This is a genomic window from Pseudocitrobacter faecalis, from assembly GCF_965231525.1.
GTDB classification, from domain to species: domain Bacteria; phylum Pseudomonadota; class Gammaproteobacteria; order Enterobacterales; family Enterobacteriaceae; genus Pseudocitrobacter; species Pseudocitrobacter faecalis.
Genome location: NZ_CBDDNJ010000002.1, coordinates 3,047,644 through 3,066,016 on the forward strand (window position 1 = coordinate 3,047,644; position 18,373 = coordinate 3,066,016).

19 protein-coding genes are annotated in these 18,373 nt (G+C 52.9%); 11 read left to right on the forward strand and 8 right to left on the reverse strand.

The features are described from left to right. Nucleotides 1-319: 319 nt before the first annotated feature. From dcuC to uspG, 4 genes are all read left to right on the forward strand, one after another. Nucleotides 320-1,690, forward strand: coding sequence for an anaerobic C4-dicarboxylate transporter DcuC (dcuC, locus tag ACOXYR_RS15175; protein ID WP_108473949.1), 1,371 nt, complete (start codon nt 320-322; stop codon nt 1,688-1,690). An 89-nt stretch (nt 1,691-1,779) separates the two neighbouring features. Beyond that, nucleotides 1,780-2,586 (forward strand): ribonuclease I, encoded by an 807-nt coding sequence (rna, locus tag ACOXYR_RS15180; RefSeq protein WP_108473950.1) that lies wholly within the window; start codon nt 1,780-1,782, stop codon nt 2,584-2,586. 159 nt (nt 2,587-2,745) lie between these two features. Continuing rightward, complete coding sequence (gene rnk, locus ACOXYR_RS15185; RefSeq protein ID WP_108473951.1) at nt 2,746-3,156, forward strand: nucleoside diphosphate kinase regulator; 411 nt, start codon at nt 2,746-2,748, stop codon at nt 3,154-3,156. A gap of 166 nt (nt 3,157-3,322) precedes the next feature. Further along, on the forward strand, nt 3,323-3,751 hold the full coding sequence (gene uspG / locus ACOXYR_RS15190) for a universal stress protein UspG (protein ID WP_015965402.1): 429 nt from the start codon (nt 3,323-3,325) through the stop codon (nt 3,749-3,751). Nucleotides 3,752-3,810: 59 nt separating this feature from the next. On the opposite strand, the gene ahpF is transcribed toward uspG, so the two are convergent. Beyond that, a complete protein-coding gene (gene ahpF, locus ACOXYR_RS15195) occupies nt 3,811-5,376 on the reverse strand; it encodes an alkyl hydroperoxide reductase subunit F (RefSeq protein ID WP_108473952.1) in 1,566 nt (521 codons plus the stop codon). A 190-nt stretch (nt 5,377-5,566) separates the two neighbouring features. Beyond that, on the reverse strand, nt 5,567-6,130 hold the full coding sequence (gene ahpC / locus ACOXYR_RS15200; protein WP_002894394.1) for an alkyl hydroperoxide reductase subunit C: 564 nt from the start codon (nt 6,128-6,130) through the stop codon (nt 5,567-5,569). 412 nt (nt 6,131-6,542) lie between these two features. Here ahpC and dsbG point away from each other — a divergent pair, with 412 nt between their 5' ends. The 4 genes from dsbG to ACOXYR_RS15220 all read left to right on the forward strand — a co-directional run bounded on the left by dsbG (nt 6,543) and on the right by ACOXYR_RS15220 (nt 10,394). Beyond that, complete coding sequence (gene dsbG, locus ACOXYR_RS15205) at nt 6,543-7,289, forward strand: thiol:disulfide interchange protein DsbG (RefSeq protein ID WP_113857526.1); 747 nt, start codon at nt 6,543-6,545, stop codon at nt 7,287-7,289. Between the two features lie 203 nt (nt 7,290-7,492). Continuing rightward, the gene (citR, locus tag ACOXYR_RS15210; protein ID WP_421356096.1) at nt 7,493-8,407 is read left to right on the forward strand and encodes a DNA-binding transcriptional repressor CitR; all 915 of its coding nucleotides are present in this window, start codon (nt 7,493-7,495) and stop codon (nt 8,405-8,407) included. Between the two features lie 152 nt (nt 8,408-8,559). Further along, nucleotides 8,560-9,783, forward strand: a complete 1,224-nt coding sequence (locus tag ACOXYR_RS15215) for a phosphoadenosine phosphosulfate reductase (protein WP_113857528.1) — start codon at nt 8,560-8,562, stop codon at nt 9,781-9,783. After that, the gene (locus ACOXYR_RS15220; RefSeq protein WP_189623388.1) at nt 9,768-10,394 is read left to right on the forward strand and encodes an IbrB-like domain-containing protein; all 627 of its coding nucleotides are present in this window, start codon (nt 9,768-9,770) and stop codon (nt 10,392-10,394) included. Before ACOXYR_RS15215 ends, ACOXYR_RS15220 begins: the two co-directional genes overlap by 16 nt. Here ACOXYR_RS15220 and ACOXYR_RS15225 read toward each other — a convergent pair whose 3' ends face one another. Further along, nucleotides 10,395-11,555: a pyridoxal phosphate-dependent aminotransferase gene (locus ACOXYR_RS15225; protein ID WP_421356097.1), complete on the reverse strand. Its 1,161-nt coding sequence runs from the start codon at nt 11,553-11,555 to the stop codon at nt 10,395-10,397. A gap of 114 nt (nt 11,556-11,669) precedes the next feature. Here ACOXYR_RS15225 and ACOXYR_RS15230 point away from each other — a divergent pair, with 114 nt between their 5' ends. From ACOXYR_RS15230 to ACOXYR_RS15240, 3 genes are all read left to right on the forward strand, one after another. Beyond that, nucleotides 11,670-12,758 (forward strand): oxidoreductase, encoded by a 1,089-nt coding sequence (locus ACOXYR_RS15230; RefSeq protein WP_113857531.1) that lies wholly within the window; start codon nt 11,670-11,672, stop codon nt 12,756-12,758. Between the two features lie 184 nt (nt 12,759-12,942). Then, on the forward strand, nt 12,943-13,236 hold the full coding sequence (locus ACOXYR_RS15235; RefSeq protein WP_421356098.1) for a type II toxin-antitoxin system RelE family toxin: 294 nt from the start codon (nt 12,943-12,945) through the stop codon (nt 13,234-13,236). Next, a complete protein-coding gene (locus tag ACOXYR_RS15240; protein WP_149464350.1) occupies nt 13,217-13,621 on the forward strand; it encodes a helix-turn-helix domain-containing protein in 405 nt (134 codons plus the stop codon). Before ACOXYR_RS15235 ends, ACOXYR_RS15240 begins: the two co-directional genes overlap by 20 nt. Here ACOXYR_RS15240 and ACOXYR_RS15245 read toward each other — a convergent pair. From ACOXYR_RS15245 to ACOXYR_RS15265, 5 genes are all read right to left on the reverse strand, one after another. Further along, nucleotides 13,618-13,815, reverse strand: a complete 198-nt coding sequence (locus tag ACOXYR_RS15245; RefSeq protein ID WP_421356099.1) for a YbdD/YjiX family protein — start codon at nt 13,813-13,815, stop codon at nt 13,618-13,620. The two genes, ACOXYR_RS15240 and ACOXYR_RS15245, sit on opposite strands and share 4 nt — an antisense overlap. A 144-nt stretch (nt 13,816-13,959) precedes the next feature. Then, entirely contained in the window at nt 13,960-16,065 is a 2,106-nt protein-coding gene (gene cstA / locus ACOXYR_RS15250) for a pyruvate/proton symporter CstA (protein WP_108473962.1), read from the reverse strand. A 279-nt stretch (nt 16,066-16,344) separates the two neighbouring features. After that, on the reverse strand, nt 16,345-16,758 hold the full coding sequence (gene entH / locus ACOXYR_RS15255; protein ID WP_113857534.1) for a proofreading thioesterase EntH: 414 nt from the start codon (nt 16,756-16,758) through the stop codon (nt 16,345-16,347). A gap of 1 nt (nt 16,759) precedes the next feature. After that, nucleotides 16,760-17,515 carry a 2,3-dihydro-2,3-dihydroxybenzoate dehydrogenase EntA gene (entA, locus tag ACOXYR_RS15260; RefSeq protein WP_415728686.1) on the reverse strand — a complete coding sequence of 252 codons (756 nt, stop codon included), beginning with the start codon at nt 17,513-17,515 and terminating at the stop codon, nt 16,760-16,762. Beyond that, nucleotides 17,515-18,369: an isochorismatase gene (locus ACOXYR_RS15265; protein ID WP_421356100.1), complete on the reverse strand. Its 855-nt coding sequence runs from the start codon at nt 18,367-18,369 to the stop codon at nt 17,515-17,517. Before ACOXYR_RS15265 ends, entA begins: the two co-directional genes overlap by 1 nt. Between the last annotated feature and the right edge of the window lie 4 nt (nt 18,370-18,373).

An 18,373-nucleotide genomic window follows, 5' to 3' on the forward strand; every position in this document is an offset into this window, starting at 1 on the left:
GTTAATGAAAGTAACCGGAGTATACGCAGGCAATATTCGCGAAATAAAGTTTTTTTTAATTGCTTTACGATTCAACAAACTGGAAATAATTATAACAATTAATTCACTTATCGCTTTCACAGTCCTCCTGCCCCACTATAATTAAACGGTTTGCAGCTTTGTGATTTACTCGATCAATTGCCTGTTGTATTACTACAAATAATCATTTTATTGATTTCCATCAGCAAGTATTGCCGCTTATTTCGGCACATTCCCGTTATTATTCTTTTTTATGCGTCATTTGTAGCGCATATTTTCGACAATGGTGACAGGTATAAATATGTTAACGGCATTTGAGCTCCTGATAGGGGTCGTGGTCATTGTGGGCGTTGCCCGCTATATCATTAAAGGCTTCTCCGCCACAGGCGTCTTGTTCGTCGGCGGGATTGTATTGCTGATCGCCAGCGCACTGATGGGACATAAAGTGTTACCAGCCAGCGAAGCAAGCACCGGTTATTCCGCGACCGACATCGTTGAATATATTAAAATCCTGCTGATGAGCCGCGGCGGCGACCTCGGCATGATGATCATGATGCTGTGTGGTTTTGCCGCCTACATGACGCATATTGGTGCCAACGACATGGTCGTGAAGCTGGCCTCAAAACCGCTGCGTTATATTAACTCACCCTATTTACTGATGATTGCCGCCTATTTCGTCGCCTGCCTGATGTCGCTGGCCGTATCGTCCGCAACAGGTCTTGGCGTATTGTTAATGGCGACGCTGTTCCCGGTGATGGTTAACGTCGGCATTAGCCGCGGTGCGGCTGCCGCGATTTGCGCCTCCCCGGCGGCGATTATTCTTTCCCCTACCTCCGGCGATGTCGTGCTGGCGGCAAAAGCGGCAGAGATGCCGTTGATTGATTTTGCCTTTAAAACGACGCTTCCAATCTCCATCGCAGCGATTATCGCCATGGCGATTGCCCACTTCTTCTGGCAGCGCTATCTCGATAAAAAAGAGAATGTGTCTCATGAAATGCTCGATGTGAATGAAATCACCACCACCGCACCGAGCTTCTACGCCATTCTGCCGTTCGCGCCGATTATTGGCGTACTGATTTTCGACGGTAAATGGGGCCCGCAGCTGCACATTATTACCATTCTGGTTATCTGCATGCTGCTGGCGGCGGTGCTGGAATTTTGCCGCAGTTTCAACACGCAAAACGTGTTCTCTGGCCTGGAAGTGGCCTATCGCGGAATGGCAGACGCCTTTGCAAGCGTGGTGATGTTGTTAGTCGCAGCGGGTGTCTTTGCGCAGGGGCTGAGCACGATCGGCTTTATCGATAGCCTGATCTCCATCGCCACCTCGTTCGGTTCCGCCAGCATTATTCTGATGCTGGTGCTGGTGGTGTTGACCATGCTGGCGGCGATGACCACCGGTTCCGGGAACGCGCCGTTTTATGCATTCGTCGAAATGATTCCTAAGCTTGCGCACACCTCAGGTATCAACCCGGCTTATCTTTCCATTCCGATGCTGCAGGCCTCCAACCTTGGCCGTACCATCTCCCCGGTTTCCGGCGTAGTGGTTGCAGTGGCCGGAATGGCAAAAATCTCGCCGTTCGAAGTGGTAAAACGCACCTCCGTTCCGGTGCTGGTTGGCCTGGTCGTGGTGATCATCGCGACCGAAATCCTGGTGCCGGGCAGCGCGCTGTAAGTATTCGCTAAACTGATAAAAGGCGTCTAACGACGCCTTTTTTATGTTTTAATAATTGCCTTGAATCGTTAACACCCCGGATACGTACTATGTTCAGGAAGGATCTTCTGGCCGGATGCGTCGGCACCCTGCTGCTCGTCGCGCAAAGCGCCAGCGCCGCCCCCCTCACGCCCTCGCAATATGGCGATTTTGACCGTTATGTGCTGGCGCTTTCGTGGCAAACCGGTTTTTGTCAGAGCATGAACGACAGAAATCGCAAAGAGCCGCAGGAGTGCAAAATCCAGAAAGAGACGGCGAATAAAGCCGACCACCTCACCGTCCATGGTCTCTGGCCGGGGCTGCCAAAATCCATCGCCTCTCGCGGCGTGGATGAAGGCCGCTGGATGCGCTTTGGATGCGCGACGCGCCCGATTCCGAACATGCCGGAAGCCAAAGGCAGCAGAAAATGCTCTGCCCCTGAAACCGGTTTATCGCTGGAAATGGCGAACAAGCTGAACGGCGTGATGCCCGGCAGCGGCGGAAAATCCTGCCTTGAGCGTTATGAATATGCCAAACACGGTGTCTGTTTTGGTTTCGACCCGGATGCATATTTTGGCACCATGGTGCGCCTGAACAGCGAAGTGAAAGCCAGTGCGCTGGGGCAATTTTTAGCCGCTAATTATGGGCAAAAAGTGAAGCGCAGCGATTTTGATGCCGCCGTCGCCAGCGCCTTTGGCAAGGAGAACGTCAAAGCGTTTAAGCTGACCTGTAATGGCAACCCGGGCTATCTCACAGAGATGCAAATTTCACTAAAAGCCGGGAACATCAATGCCCCACTTTCTCCCGCGTCGTTCCTGCCTCAGCCGCACCCAGGTAACTGTGGTAAACAGTTTGTGCTGGATAAAGTGGGATACTGACAATAATCGCGATAAATCGATAATTTTCAGTGATTGAATGTGCGTTGTATCACTTCAAACCTGATGATTGAATGCGTATGATGGTGTGAGATGAACCCTTGCCGCTGGCGGTGAGGGTTTTCTTTTGGAAAGACGTATCTGGAACGACATGGAGTAACTATGACCAGACCTGCCATCATCATTAATGAGTTCGATGCGGAGCGTATCGACAGACTGCTGGAACTGCCTGCTTACGCAAACTCTCCGGTGGCTGGCGCGCTGAATGAAGAACTGGACCGCGCGCAAATGTGCCCGCCGGAACAGGTTCCGCCTGATGTCGTAAGCATGAACAGCCAGGTGAGATTTCGCGATCTGACCAGCGGCGAAGAGCGCGTGCGAACGCTGGTATTTCCCACGCAAATGACAGACAGCAACACGCAGCTTTCCGTGCTGGCCCCGGTGGGCGCGGCGCTGATTGGCCTGCGCGTCGGCAGCACCATTCACTGGGAGCTCCCCGGCGGCGCATCCACGCATCTGGAGGTGCTGGAACTGCTCTACCAGCCGGAAGCAGCCGGTGATTACCAACGCTAATCGCGATGAATTAAGAGGATGCCCCGGCATCCTCTTTCTGTATTTGGTGACATTGAAAAAACTTTACATCCATCCACACAGCGAACGAGAAATTTGCGATATCAATGACAAACTAAAACGTCGTAATATGCTTTGATATCAAATACAGAGACAAGGAGGAATGCATATGTACAAGACAATCATTATGCCCGTTGACGTATTCGAGATGGAATTGAGTGATAAAGCTATCGCTCACGCTGAATTTCTGGCGCAGCAGGATGGGATCATTCATCTGCTCCACGTGCTGCCCGGCTCGGCCAGCTACACCATGAGCCGTTTTGCCGCGGATGTTCGTCGCTTTGAAGAGCATCTTCATCAGGAAGCGATCAACCGTTTAGAAACAATGAAAAGCCACTTCAGCATCGACCCTGAGCGCCTGAAACTGCACGTGCGCATCGGCAGCGTTCGCGACGTGGTAAATGAGCTGGCGGAAGAACTGAAAGCGGATGTCGTGGTGATCGGCTCCCGCAACCCGTCCATCTCCACTCACCTGCTGGGTTCGAACGCCTCCAGCGTTATTCGCCACGCCCATGTGCCGGTAATGGTGGTGAGATAAAAAAAGAGGCTACCTTTCGGTAGCCTTTTTCATTTGCAGGTGTCGTCTTACTTCTTTTTTTATGCCGTTTTGGTACGAATCAGATAATCAAAGGCGCTGAGTGACGCTTTCGCGCCTTCGCCTGCGGCGATGATAATCTGTTTGTACGGAACGGTGGTGCAGTCACCCGCGGCAAAGACGCCTTTGACGCTGGTTTCACATTTCGCATCGATGATGATTTCACCCATCCGGTTGCGCTCAATCGCGCCTTCCAGCCAGGTGGTGTTCGGCAGCAGACCAATCTGTACGAAGATCCCCGCCAGTTCAATCTGATGCGTATCACCGCTGACACGGTCACGGTATTCCAGGCCGGTCACTTTACTGCCGTCGCCTTTCACTTCCGTGGTTTGCGCATTCAGAATGATATCGACGTTTTTCAGGCTGCGGACTTTATCCTGCAGAACCTGATCCGCTTTCATTTCCGGCGCAAATTCCAGCAGTGTAACGTGTTCAACAACACCAGCCAGGTCAATGGCTGCTTCCACGCCGGAGTTACCGCCACCGATCACCGCAACGCGTTTGCCTTTAAACAGCGGGCCGTCGCAGTGCGGGCAGTACGTTACGCCTTTGGTGCGATACTGATCTTCACCCGGCACGTTCATATTGCGCCATTTCGCACCGGTTGCGATGATGATGCTGCGCGCTTTCAGCACCGCGCCTGAGGCAGTTTCAATCTGGTGTAAGCCACCTTCCTGCGCCGCCGGAATCAGTTTTGAAGCACTTTGGCTATCAATCACATCAACATCATATTCGCTTACGTGGGCTTTCAGTGCGCCAGCCAGTTTCTGACCTTCGGTTTTCGGCACAGAGATATAGTTTTCGATATCAACCGTATCCAGCACCTGGCCGCCGAAACGTTCGCCCATCAGGCCGGTACGGATGCCTTTACGCGCTGAATAGACAGCGGCGGCTGCACCAGACGGGCCAGAACCCACGATCAGCACTTCATAAGCATCACGGGTGCTCAGCTCTTCCGCCGCACGTTTTTCTGCACCGGTGTCAATCTTCGCCACGATTTCCGTCAGCGTCATGCGACCCTGACCAAACTCCTGGCCATTGACGAACACAGCCGGAACGCCCATCACGTTACGTTCCGTGATTTCGTTCTGATAGGTGCCGCCATCGATCGCCGTGTGTTTGATGCGCGGGTTCAACACGCTCATCAGGTTCAGCGCCTGCACCACGTCCGGGCAGTTGTGACAGGAGAGCGAGTAGTAGGTTTCGAATTCAAAATCACCGTCGATATTGCGGATCTGCTCCAGCAGAGACTGCGCTTCTTTCGACGGATGACCACCGGTCCACAGCAGCGCCAGTACCAGCGAGGTGAACTCATGTCCCAGCGGGGAGCCGGCAAAACGCGGGCCCTGGTGGGAACCTGGGTTGGTAATCAGGAACGACGGTTTACGAACGGCCAGGGTGTTATCTTCTTTGAAGGTCACTTTATCTGACAGTTCAGCAATCTCAGCCAGCAGTTCCTTGATTTCTGCCGATTTGGCGCTGTCATCCAGCGTGGCAATCAGCTCAACAGGTTTGGTCAGCTTTTCAAGATAGGCTTTGAGCTGGGTTTTCATGTTGGTGTCGAGCATTGTTAATCTCCTGGGCTAAATACATCATCATGCAAGCTGCCTCATTCGGGCGGCCTGGATGCAACTTGCATCATAGTGCGTGGGGAAGAAAAACGGGTGCATAGCACCCGTTGGTTGCCGGATGACACAGCGTTTACACGGCCTACATTTGTAGGCCCGGGCACGCGTCGCGCCGCCGGGCAATAAAGACTTAGATTTTGCCAACCAGGTCCAGGGACGGAGCCAGAGTCGCTTCGCCTTCTTTCCATTTAGCCGGGCAAACTTCGCCTGGGTGAGAAGCAACGTACTGTGCTGCTTTGATTTTGCGCAGCAGGTCAGATGCGTCACGGCCAATGCCTTCAGCGGTAACTTCGATAGCCTGGATGATACCCTGCGGGTCAACTACGAAGGTCGCACGGTCAGCCAGACCTTCATCTTCACGCATGTTGTCGAAGTTACGGGTCAGGGCGCCAGTCGGGTCACCGATCATCGCGTATTTGATTTTCGCGATGGTTTCAGAGCTGCTGTGCCATGCTTTGTGAGTGAAGTGGGTATCGGTAGAGACAGAGTACACGTCCACACCCAGTTTCTGCAGTTCTTCGTAGTGATCTGCTACGTCGCCCAGTTCAGTCGGGCAAACGAAGGTAAAGTCAGCCGGATAGAAGAAGAATACGCTCCAGCGACCTTCGGTATCTTTTTCGGTGACTTCGATGAATTCGCCGTTTTTGAATGCCTGGTTTTTGAAAGGTTTAATTTTAGTGTTAATCAAGGACATCTATACTTCCTCCGTGTTTTCGTTGAGTTGTAAGTTAACGAATTTTGATTGATAGAGCCAATGCGTTTCTATTATCAAATCAATAAGCGTTACCTTACAACCGACTCAAGACAACATTGTGAACCTGAAAATGGGTAAGGCACAAAATGCCCCTTGCCCGTTTAAATCTGCGTAAAGTAAAAAGGCCCCCTCTTCAGGCGGCCCCGTTACCTGAACACCCGTCGGTGGATTCAGCACCAGCCAGGCTGGCAATATGTTGCGCTCTACATTACCTTAACAAAGGTTGTAACAGCTCAGGGATTACATCACCCCACCCTTCAAAGGGCAATCCGCTGCCGGTTGGTCTTATCTATGGTTGTGATAGGCTACACCATTTCATTCATCTTACGGACTGATTTTACAGAGATTTTCTATGTTAAAACGTTCTTTACTCCTCACTCTTCTCCCTCTCCTCGCCCACGCGGAAGAACTCCCTGCACCGGTAAAAGCCATCGAAAAACAGGGTATTACCATCATCAAACCGTTTGATGCACCCGCAGGTATGAAAGGGTATCTGGGCAAGTATCAGGATATGGGCGTGGCTATCTATGTGACACCAGACGGCAAACACGCCATTTCCGGCTATATGTATGATGAGAAGGGGCAAAATCTCAGCGAGCAGCTGTTCCAGAAGGAGATTTATACCCCGGCCGGGCAGGAAATGTGGAAGCGTATGGAAAAAAGCACGTGGTTACTGGACGGTAAAAAAGACGCGCCGGTCAAACTGTATGTATTTGCCGATCCGTTCTGCCCGTATTGCAAGCAGTTCTGGCAGCAGGCTCGCCCGTGGGTCGATGCGGGAAAAGTTCAGCTTCGCACGCTACTGGTTGGCGTTATCAAGCCAGAAAGCCCGGATACTGCTGCGGCAATCCTGGCGGCGAAAGATCCCGCCAAAACCTGGCATGACTATGAACAATCCGGCGGGAAGATGAAACTCACCCTGCCCGCCACGCCATCTGCGGATGCCATGCGCACATTAAACGAGAATCAGAAACTGATGGATGATCTGGGCGCCAACGTTACTCCTGCCATTTACTATATGAATAAAGAAGGCCAGTTACAGCAGGTCGTCGGTCTGCCTGATGCTCAAAAACTGAAGGTCATGATGGGCGAGGAGTAATAAATCCAGGGTGATTGTATAAAAATAAAATATCAATCACCTTGTTTTCTAGGATCTATAGTAAAACGCAATTTTCTGATATATATTTAGTCAGGATGTAAGGTGCTTTAAGTTTTACGAAAACATGGAATGTTAATAATCTTCGCGGTACAGGAGAGCATCAGTGCCTTCTCTGCTACCTGCACCGAAACAAGGACAACAAAATGGCCAACCTCTATGATCTAAAGCGGTTCGATCTTAACTTATTAGTTATTTTTGAATGCATTTATCAACATCTCAGCATCAGTAAAGCCGCGGAGACGCTGTTTATTACCCCCTCCGCGGTCAGTCAGTCATTACAGCGCTTGCGTATTCAGCTCAACGACCCGCTGTTTGTTCGTTCCGGTAAAGGGATCACTCCCACTACGGTCGGCGTTAACCTGCATCATCACCTTGCGGATAACCTGAATCAGCTGGAAAAAACCATCAATATTATGAGCAATTCGGAGCTCACGAAGCGCTTTGTCATTTATGGGCCGCAGATTTTCATTTCCGGCCCAGTCATCAATATCGTGACACGTTTGCTTGACGATCCCAGCATTGAAATTGCCCATTACGATTACGTCGCAACTTCCGATAACATCGAAGATTTAATGAGTTACAGGAAGGCTGATCTGGTTTTAAGCACCTCGCCTATCATCAACCGTTCGGTTGTCTGCGAGCCATTTAAAGAAGTCTCTACCGTTCTGGTTTGCCGCAAAGATCACCCTCGTCTGGAAGGGCGCGCGACACGGGAAGAGATTCTTCAGGAACGTTTCGCGACCTACACAACTGAAGAACCCGGTATTAAGGGATATCAAACGGAAGTGGATGAGCAGTACCTGGGCAGACGCACAGGTTTACGCACTAATTCACTTATAGGTATGGTCAACATTATTCAAAAAACCGATTTAATTGGCATTATTCCGCGTGAATTTTTCGATTATTTAGGTGGTAATGGCCAGCTGCAAGAGATTATCACGCCTGAACCATTACCCTCGATAATGATATACATTATCTATAATCGCTCGTCGATGAATACACCATCATTTGCAAAAGTGATTGAAAGAATCTCAGCGCATGATAAATTTATTGAATGAATTAATAATAGTCATGCATTCACTCGTAAGATACATATTTATCAATATCTGTATCTTACAGTAACCATTAATTAAAAATATTACATTCGCCATCCTTGTCGTTATATGATAGCTAATAAATTAAGCCACATATTTCGCAAGGATTGCCAACAATGTCATTATTAAAGGTTCCACTATCCTGTACCGTGCTGGAAGCCAGCCAGCATCGCGCAGTCTGGGCCTTACAAAATTTCCCCCGCGTTTGCGTTTCGTTTTCCGGTGGCAAAGACTCCACGGTAATGCTGCATATCACCGCGCTACTGGCACGGGAAATGGGCAAGAAAATCAGCGTTCTGTTTATTGACTGGGAGGCGCAGTTTTCGAGCACTATCGCCCACTGCAAACGCATGCGCGATCTCTATAAAGATGTTATTGACGATTTTTACTGGGTGGCAATTCCCCTTACCACTCAAAATGCGCTTACCCAGTTTGAACCCGAATGGCAGTGCTGGGAACCCGGCGCGCAATGGGTCAGGCAACCCCCTAAAGGCGCGATTACCGACCCGGCATTTTTCCCTTTTTACCGTCCTGGCTGTACTTTTGAAAGCTTTGTCCAGAGCTTTGCAGAGTGGTTTTCGCAACAGCGCCCGGCCGCCATTCTGGTGGGTATCCGCGCCGATGAATCCTACAATCGATTCCTGACTATCGCATCAAGACGCAAGCAGCGTTTTGCCGATGATAAACCGTGGACTACCGCCGCGCCTGGCGGCCATGCCTGGTATGTGTATCCACTGTACGACTGGAAAACGGCGGACATCTGGACATGGTTTGCTCACTCGCAACAGTGCTACAACCCTCTTTACGATTTGATGTACCAGGCCGGTGTCCCCCCTCGCAACATGCGTATTTGCGAACCGTTCGGGCCGGAACAGCGCCAGGGATTGTGGCTCTACCATGTGCTGGAACCTGAGCGCTGGGCCGCGATGTGCCAGCGCGTAAGCGGCGTGCACAGTGGCGGCGTCTACGCCGGGCGTGACAATCAGTTTTATGGTCATCGCAAAATTGAAAAACCCGCGCATCACAGCTGGCGAAGCTACGCAATGTTTCTCTTGCAAAGCATGCCGCAAACCACCGCTGAGCATTACCGTAATAAAATCGCGGTCTACCTGCGCTGGTATCAAAAACAGGGCATGGAGGATATTCCGGACAGCCAGGAAGGTGACGTCGGCACAAAGGATATCCCCTCCTGGCGTCGTATCTGTAAGGTCATGTTAAACAATGACTACTGGTGTCGTGCGCTCTCTTTCAGCCCAACAAAGTCCGTCCACTATCAACGCTATCGTGAGCGGATGAACCATAAACGTCAACAATGGGGGATCCTGTGCAACAACGATTAATTAATGATATGACTACCTGGCTGCAATCGCTTGATTTTGAGGCACGCGTAGAAGCCATCAATCACTTTCGGCAGGCGCTACACGGCATCAGCCCGTTTAAGGATCAGCCGGTTGATTGCGTCATTTGGGTAAAAGAGGAACAGGTAACGCCCAATGCCTATAACCCGAATAATATGGCGCCACCGGAAAAACGCCTGCTTCAGAAATCTCTGGAAGCAGATGGTTTCACACAACCGCTGGTGGTTATGGACAAAGATGGCGATCAGTATGAAATCGTTGATGGTTTCCACCGTTATGCGCTCGCCAGCAGCAAATCAGCGCTAAAAAAACAATTTAAAGGCTATCTGCCGGTTACCAGTATTGATCATCGTAGCGCCACGCTGCCTTCGCGTATGGCGGCTACCGTGCGCCACAACCGCGCACGTGGGCGACATCAAATTAATGCCATGTCAGATATCGTGCTGGAGCTGGCGCGTTTAGGCTGGAATGATGAGAAGATCAGTAAAGAACTGGGGATGGACAGTGATGAAGTGCTGCGACTGAAGCAAATTAATGGCCTGCTCGAAATGTTCGGAAATCGTCATTTCTCGCAGGCCTGGACCGTTAAATAATCAAAGCTGGCACAAGCGTTCTGCTGCTGCAAGCAGCGTCGGTTCCTGCTTGGCAAAGCACAGGCGAATCAACTTATGCGGGAACGGATCGGCGCAAAAAACCGATAGCGGAATTGCGGCAACGCCGACTTCAGTGGTTAGCCACTGGCAGAAGCTCACATCGTCCATGTCGGAGATAGCGCTGTAATCGGCCAGCAGGAAGTAGGTGCCTTCACAGGGCAGAACGTCCAGTCGGCTCTCTCTTAATGCATCAATAAACAGATCTCGCCGCTCACGGTAAAACGTGGGCAACTGGCGATAATGCTCCGGCTGGGCGCGCAGCATATCGGCCAGTGCCAGCTGCGCCGGGGTATTGACTGCAAAGGTCAAATACTGGTGCACCTTCCGTAATTCGGCGCTTATCGCGGGCGGCGCAACGCAATAGCCGACTTTCCAGCCTGTCATATGATAGGTTTTACCAAACGAAGATACCGCGATAGCCCGTTCACGCAACTGAGGATGAGCCAGCACGCTGGCGTGGCCCTGCGGGTCAAAGCAGATATGTTCGTAAACTTCATCGCTCAACACGTAGATTTCCCGTTCCGCAATGGCCTGCCAGAGCGCGGCGAAATCTGCCGCGTGCCAGACGGTGGCGGAAGGATTATGCGGCGTATTAAGAATAACCAGACGCGTTTTATCGCTCAGTAATGCGCGAAACGCGGCCCAGTCGACACGGAAATGTGGCGGCTGTAGCGCAATGCGCTTGAGGATGCCGCCCGACAGTTCAACCGCTGGCGCATAACTGTCATAGCTTGGGTCAAAACAGATGACTTCATCACCAGGGCGAACAAGTGCAGTAATCGCCGCATAAAGCGCTTCCGTTGCACCGGCCGTCACGGTGATATCGCTGTTCGCGTCCGGCGTGTAACCGTAGCGCGCAGCGGTTTTTTCAGCAATAGCTTCACGCAGCGCCTGTACGCCGGTCATCGGCGCATACTGATTCGCGCCTGCGGCAACGTGATACGCCAGCCGCTCCTGGAGATAACGTGGGCCGTCGAAATCAGGGAAACCCTGCGACAAATTTATCGCCTGATGTTTAAGGGCCAGCGCACTCATTTGCGTGAAAATCGTGGTGCCGAGATTAGGGAGTTTACTCTGTGGAATCAGTGGGTTGTGCGTCATTATTGTTGTTCCATCTGTGATGCGGTGTTGAAGCCACTATAACACGATGTTAGTATTTGGCAATCAAGACGTTTAGACGTCCATACAACAATAATAGCCAGAGGCACAACATCTATGAGTCATACCGATATACGCGTGGTTCCCGGCCCCGCCAACTACTTCTCGCATCCTGACTGTCTGCAACGTCTGAATGATTTTTTCAGCCCAGAGCAACTCGCACGTGCGGTCTGGATTTACGGCGAAAAAGCGATAGCAGGCGCGCGGCCTTATCTGCCGGAATGCGCTACCGCGCCGGGGTCAACGCAGATTCTTTTCACCGGTCACTGTAGCGAACGGGATGTAAACACGTTGGTTTCACAGGCAGGCGACGATCGCAGCGTCGTGATTGGCGTGGGGGGCGGCGCGTTGCTTGATACAGTGAAAGCCGTAGCCCGCAGGCTGAATCTGCCGTTCGTCGGTATTCCGACAATCGCCGCCACCTGCGCCGCGTGGACACCACTTTCCGTGTGGTACAACGATGCCGGTCAGGCGCTGCATTTTGAGATTTTCGACGATGCCAACTTCCTGGTGCTGGTTGAGCCGCGCATTATCCTCGACGCACCGGCAGAATATCTGCTGGCAGGCATTGGCGATACCTTAGCGAAGTGGTATGAAGCCGTGGTTCTCGCCCCGCTGCCTGAAACGCTGCCGCTGACGGTGCGCTTAGGCATTAACGGCGCGCTGGCGATTCGGGATGTGCTGCTGGAAAGCAGTGAGCAGGCGCTAAATGATCAGCAGCAAGGGAAATTAACCCAGGCATTTCGCGACGTGGTGGATGCCATTATCGCCGGTGGCGGTATGGTTGGCGGCCTGGGCGAACGCTTCACCCGCGTTGCCGCCGCACATGCCGTACATAACGGCCTTACCGTGCTGCCCCAGACGGAGAAGTTTCTCCATGGCACGAAGGTGGCCTACGGTATTCTGGTACAAAGCGCCCTGCTCGGTCAGGATGATGTGCTGGCGCAGTTGGTTCATGCCTATAAGCGCTTCCATTTACCCACTACGCTTGCGCAGCTTGACGTAGATATTCATAACCGCGCCGAGCTGGATAAAGTCATCGCCCACACGTTGCGCCCGGTGGAATCCATTCATTTCCTGCCTATCACGTTAACCGCGGATACACTGTTTGCGGCCTTCGAAAAAGTGGAAAACTTCGCGGGTTAATCCACGGCGACTGCAAGCCTCTGTCGGTTGACAGAGGTTTTTGCGAGCCTTCACGAAGCCTTGCCTTTTGCCTCTTCCTCCTCTCCCCAGTCTTGCTTATCGTGACGTTTATTAGAAATAAATCATTTTCTAATAAACTTATATTTTACTTATTCAACACGAAAGCGTACAGTGGAGGTACAGGATGGTTATTACCTGGTCAAGAGTGGCAAGGCGGCAGTTAGAAAGCATTGATGTGAGATATCGGCAAAAAGTCACCGAGAAGATAATGGCGTTGAATGACAGAAACGCACCAATGCCCGATCTCGTTAAACTCTCTACACCAAAGGACCACTATCGCCTGCGCGTGGGCGACTATCGCATTATTTTTACGGTGATAGACGACGAAAACACCTGCCACATTGTGGCCGTGAAGCGCAGAACAACAACGACATATCTGCACGAGGAGAAGGCGCCCTATGGCTATTCAGCTAATTAAGGATGAAAACGGGAAACCGCAGTACGTTGTGATCCCTTACGACGAATATTATCGCCTGCGTTTGCAACTGGCAGAGTCCGCGAGCGACGATGACGATGAATGGGAAGATATTCCCTGCGAACATGATGACGATGACAACACCAGCCTCCCCGGCATTGTGTGTGACATCATGGATAAAGAAGGGGTGAGCTTACAGGCAGCATGGCGCATTCATTGCGGCTTATCACAAAAGGACGTGGCGGAGAAACTGGGTATCAGCCAGTCTGCCGTCTCACAACTTGAATCCCCCGAGTCTCGCCCACAAAAACGCACACGCGAAAAACTGGCGGCGATTTACGGCTGTAAGCAGGAACAAATCAGTCTGTATCTGCCAAAAGAGGGTTAACAGCAGCGCGCACCGCCTTTTCCCCCATAGCGAGCGTCCTGGCGATCGCGAAAAAACTCCTCGTATGTCATTGGTGCCTGGTCAGGATGGGTCACGCGCATATGCTCGACATAGTTGTCGTAGTCCGGCACGCCAATCATCATTTTCGCGGCCTGGCCTAAATATTTTCCTGCTTTTGATAATGTGTCGAACATGGTGATTTCTCATTGATTGTGGTGCGTTTTGTTCCCCTCACCCCGCCCTTTCCTACAGGGAGAGGGAGAAAACCGACGCAAATGTTACAACCAGCTCGGTCGGTCCCCTCTCCCTGAGGGAGAGGGTTAGGGTGAGGGCATCTGTCAATGCGCCCCTTTCGCCTGGCTTACAATCTCTTCGAGATTTTCAGGCATCGGCTCATAAGGGGTTTCTTTCGCCGTCGGTTTATCCTCTTTCAGTGCCGCCAGCGCAGTCTTAATCGAGAACAGGGCCAGCACCACAACCACCACCATAAAGAAGATGGTCAGGCCAGCATCCAGACGGTTATTGAATACCAGTTGCGCCAGCTGAGATTCCGTATACTGCGGCGGAATCGCCCCGCTGTCGATCATCGCCTGGAATTTATTGGCGATGGCCAGGAAGCCCACGCGTACGTCCGGACTGAACGCTTTCTGCCAGCCCGCCGTCAGCGTACATACCAGCAGCCAGGCCGTTGGCACCAGCGCCACCCACGCATAGCGTTGACGTTTCATCTTAAACAGTACCACCGCGCACAGCATTAACGCCATACCTGCGAGCATCTGGTTAGCGATACCAAACAGTGGCCACAGGGTGTTGATACCGCCTAACGGGTCAACCACGCCCTGGTGCAGGAAGTAGCCCCAGGCCAGTACACACAGCGCCGTCGCCAGCAGGTTCGCCGGCAGCGAGTCCGTTTTCTTAAGGTTCGGGTTAATGACGCCCAGCAGATCCTGCAACATGAAGCGCGCCGCTCGCGTACCCGCATCCACCGCCGTCAGTATAAACAGCGCCTCAAACAGAATGGCGAAGTGATACCAGAATGACACATCCATCAGGCCGCCCAGCGCGCCGTGCAGAATGTACGCCATACCGACCGCCAGCGTCGGCGCACCGCCCGCACGGGAGATAATCGACTGCTCGCCCACTTCATTAGCGATATGGTTCAGGGTTTCCGGCGTCACCGTAAAGCCCCAGCTACTGACCACCTGTGCCGCAGAAGCCACCACATCAACGGTACCTGCAGGTGCCAGCATCGCCATCGGGCTGTTCATCGCGAAGTACACGCCCGGGTCGATAATGCAGGCGGAAACCAGCGCCATAATAGCGACGAAGGATTCCATCAGCATTCCGCCGTAGCCGATCAGGCACGCCTGGCCTTCATTCGCCAGCATCTTCGGCGTGGTACCGGAAGCAATCAGCGCATGGAAGCCCGACACCGCGCCACAGGCGATGGTGATAAACAGGAACGGGAACAAGTTGCCGGTCCACACCGGGCCGGTACCATCGACGAATTTGGTCAGCGCAGGCATGGTCAGCGTCGGACGCATGATCAGAATACCGACGGCCAGCCCAACAATAGTACCGATTTTCAGGAAGGTAGAGAGGTAATCGCGCGGCGCCAGCAGCAGCCACACTGGCAGCACCGCCGCCACAAAGCCATAACCCACCAGCATCCAGGTCAGCTGTACGCCTGTAAAGTCAAACCACGGTGCCCAGGTTTCGCTTTCCGCCACCCACCCGCCAGAAATAATGGCAAAAATCAGGAAGAACAGGCCGATGACAGAGACTTCGCCAATGCGCCCCGGGCGCAGATAACGAATGTAGATCCCCATAAACAGCGCCAGAGGAATGGTAAACGCTACGGTGTAGGTTCCCCATGGGCTGTGCGTCAGGGCTTTCACCACGATCATCGCCAGCACCGCCAGAATGATCACCATGATCATAAAGGTGGCAATCAGCGCGATAACCCCGGCGGTTGGCCCCATCTCCTCTTTCACCAGTTCACCCAGCGAACGACCGTCGCGGCGCGTGGAGACAAAGAGCACCATAAAGTCCTGCACCGCACCGGCAAGCACTACGCCCGCGAGGATCCAGATCATCCCCGGCAGATACCCCATCTGCGCCGCCAGCACCGGGCCCACCAGCGGCCCCGCTCCGGCAATTGCCGCAAAATGGTGACCGAACAGCACTTTCTTGTCGGTCGGTACATAATCCAGCCCATCGTTATGACGCACGGCGGGTGTCATACGCGTTGGGTCAACCGCCAGCACATTTCTGGCGATATAGCGTCCATAAAAACGGTAAGCAATCAGATAGATACAGACTGACGCCACCACTATCCAGAGGGCGTTAATCTGTTCACCACGATTGAGGGCGATATAGCCCAGGGCAAACGCTCCGACAATGGAGAGCAATGCCCATGTAAGGTATTTCCCTGAATTGTTCATAGATGTTGTCCGTGTGAGTCGCTGAGAGTGTTACATTTTATTTCTGTATCAACAGGTTTGATTTAACAACTCCGAAACCAATAAGTACAACAAGAACACTACGTATTTACATTACATTGTTAACGGGATCACTTAAGTTACGAAAAGAAGTGTAAAAACAGGCAGGATGAGTGAGGTAGGTCGCTGCTTTGCCCCGTGGCGCATACGCTTACCAGGCCTACACATTCTTGCAAATCGTAGGCCTGATAAGCGAAGCGCATCAGGCATATTGATGTCGCTTTAGCCAATCACCGCCGTTCCTAAACGGCAGGTGCAGCAGCGACGCCCCTGCTCATCAAACACGACGATTTCCCAGCTTTGGCTCTGGCGGCCTAAATGCAGCGGGCGGCAGACACCGCGCACTTTGCCCTGTGAGACCGGGCGATGATGCGAGGCGTTAAGTTCCGTTCCCACCACGCACTGGCCGTCGCGGGTCATCATAAAACCCGCCATTGAACCGAGCGTTTCAGCCAGCGCCGCCGAGGCTCCACCATGTAACAGGCCAAACGGCTGATGGGTACGCGCATCCACCGGCATTTCCGCTTCGAGAAGGTCATCCCCGAGATGGGTGTAAACAATCCCCAGATGTGCCACCATCGTATTCAGGCTGGTGGCATTCAGTTCTTCAAGCGATAAGTGACGTTTCCAGATCATCTTACGCCCCCAGCGTTGAGCCGCCGTCAACCACGATGTCCTGCAACGTGATATGGCTGGCGCAATCCGAGGCGAGGAACAGCACCGTGTTAGCAATTTCCTGCGGCTGTGCGATTTTCCCCAGTGGAATGCCGAGCTTAAATTGTTCGCCAAAACCACGAATACGCTGCTGTTCCGCATCGTCGCTTTGCCACATTCCGCGCTGCATATCGGTATCCGTCGATCCCGGCGAAACCAGATTGCAACGTACGCCGGAACCCGCCAGTTCGAGGCCAACCGTCAGTGCCAGGCTTTTCAGCGCCGCTTTCGACGCGCCATAGGCGCTCATGCCGATGCGAGGCGTATGCGCGGCGTCGGACGCCACGGTGACAATCGCCCCGCCCTGCTGGTTGCGGAAGGTCGCCATGGTCTGCTGGAAAAAGTTGAATGCTCCACCGACGTTGACCGCAAAGGTCTGCTGCCAGTCGTCAATGCTCAACGCATCCGTTGCGCCCATACGCAGAATACCGGCAGCGTTCACCAGCACGTCGAGACGCGGCGTGGTGGCGAGCAGGCGCTCACACACCTGCGACACCTGACGCGCGTCGGAAACATCCAGCACCTGTGTGGTAAAGGGATATGCCTCACCTGAGAAGACGAGATCAAACCCCACCACCGTTGCGCCCGCATCGACAAACGCCTGGGCGGTGGCCAAACCAATACCTCGGCCCGCGCCGGTGACCCACACCGTTTTACCGCTGAAATCGAAGCCGCTCATCACTTCACCTCGCGGGAAAGCAGCGCCCACCAGGCGTCGATCGTCGGATTCTTCGCCAGCATTACAAAATCGATATCGCCGTACACTTTGCGCCAGCGGGCGGCCAGGGCCATCATGCGCACGGAATCCAGGCCGTAGTCGATCAGGTTCTCATCATCCATCGGCTCGTCGGATTCATCCAGCAGCGGCAGCACCAGCGCACGCAGTGCGTCTTTACTGGCCGGAACAGAAGGCAGCAGTTCATCCGTCATCACCACGCGGCCACTGCGCCCGGCGACATAATTCAGCGACATTAAATGCTCCTCACGGCTGAAGTCCGCCAACGCATCAGCCACAAAGAACGGCTTAATATCACGCATAAATGCATCAGTCGCGGTGGTCATGCAGCCAATGTGCGCATACACACCGGTAATGATCAGTTGATTGCGGCCCGTCTCTTTTAGCATCAGCTCCAGCGGCGAGCGGTGGAACGCGCTGTAGCGCCACTTCACCAGCACCGTATCCGCTTCGTCTGGCGTCAACGCGGCGACAATTTTTTGCTGCTCTGGCGAACGGGTCAGGCCCGGCCCCCACATATCATTCAGCAGGGCGCGATCTTCATCGCTCTGCTCTTTCGGCTGCGCGGTGTAGTAGACCGGAATATTATTCTTTTTGCAGAAATCACGCAGCGCGGCGATATTCGCCACCACGGTTTCCATCATTTCGCTGTTATCGCCCCAGAAGTTGAGGAAATATTCCTGCATGTCATGGATAAGCAGCGCCGCACGCTCAGGCTCAAACGCCCAGCTCACTTTGTTATCCGGAAGCTCCATTGCCGTCGGCAGTGCGTAACCCTTTAATTTTGGAATAGCCATTCTC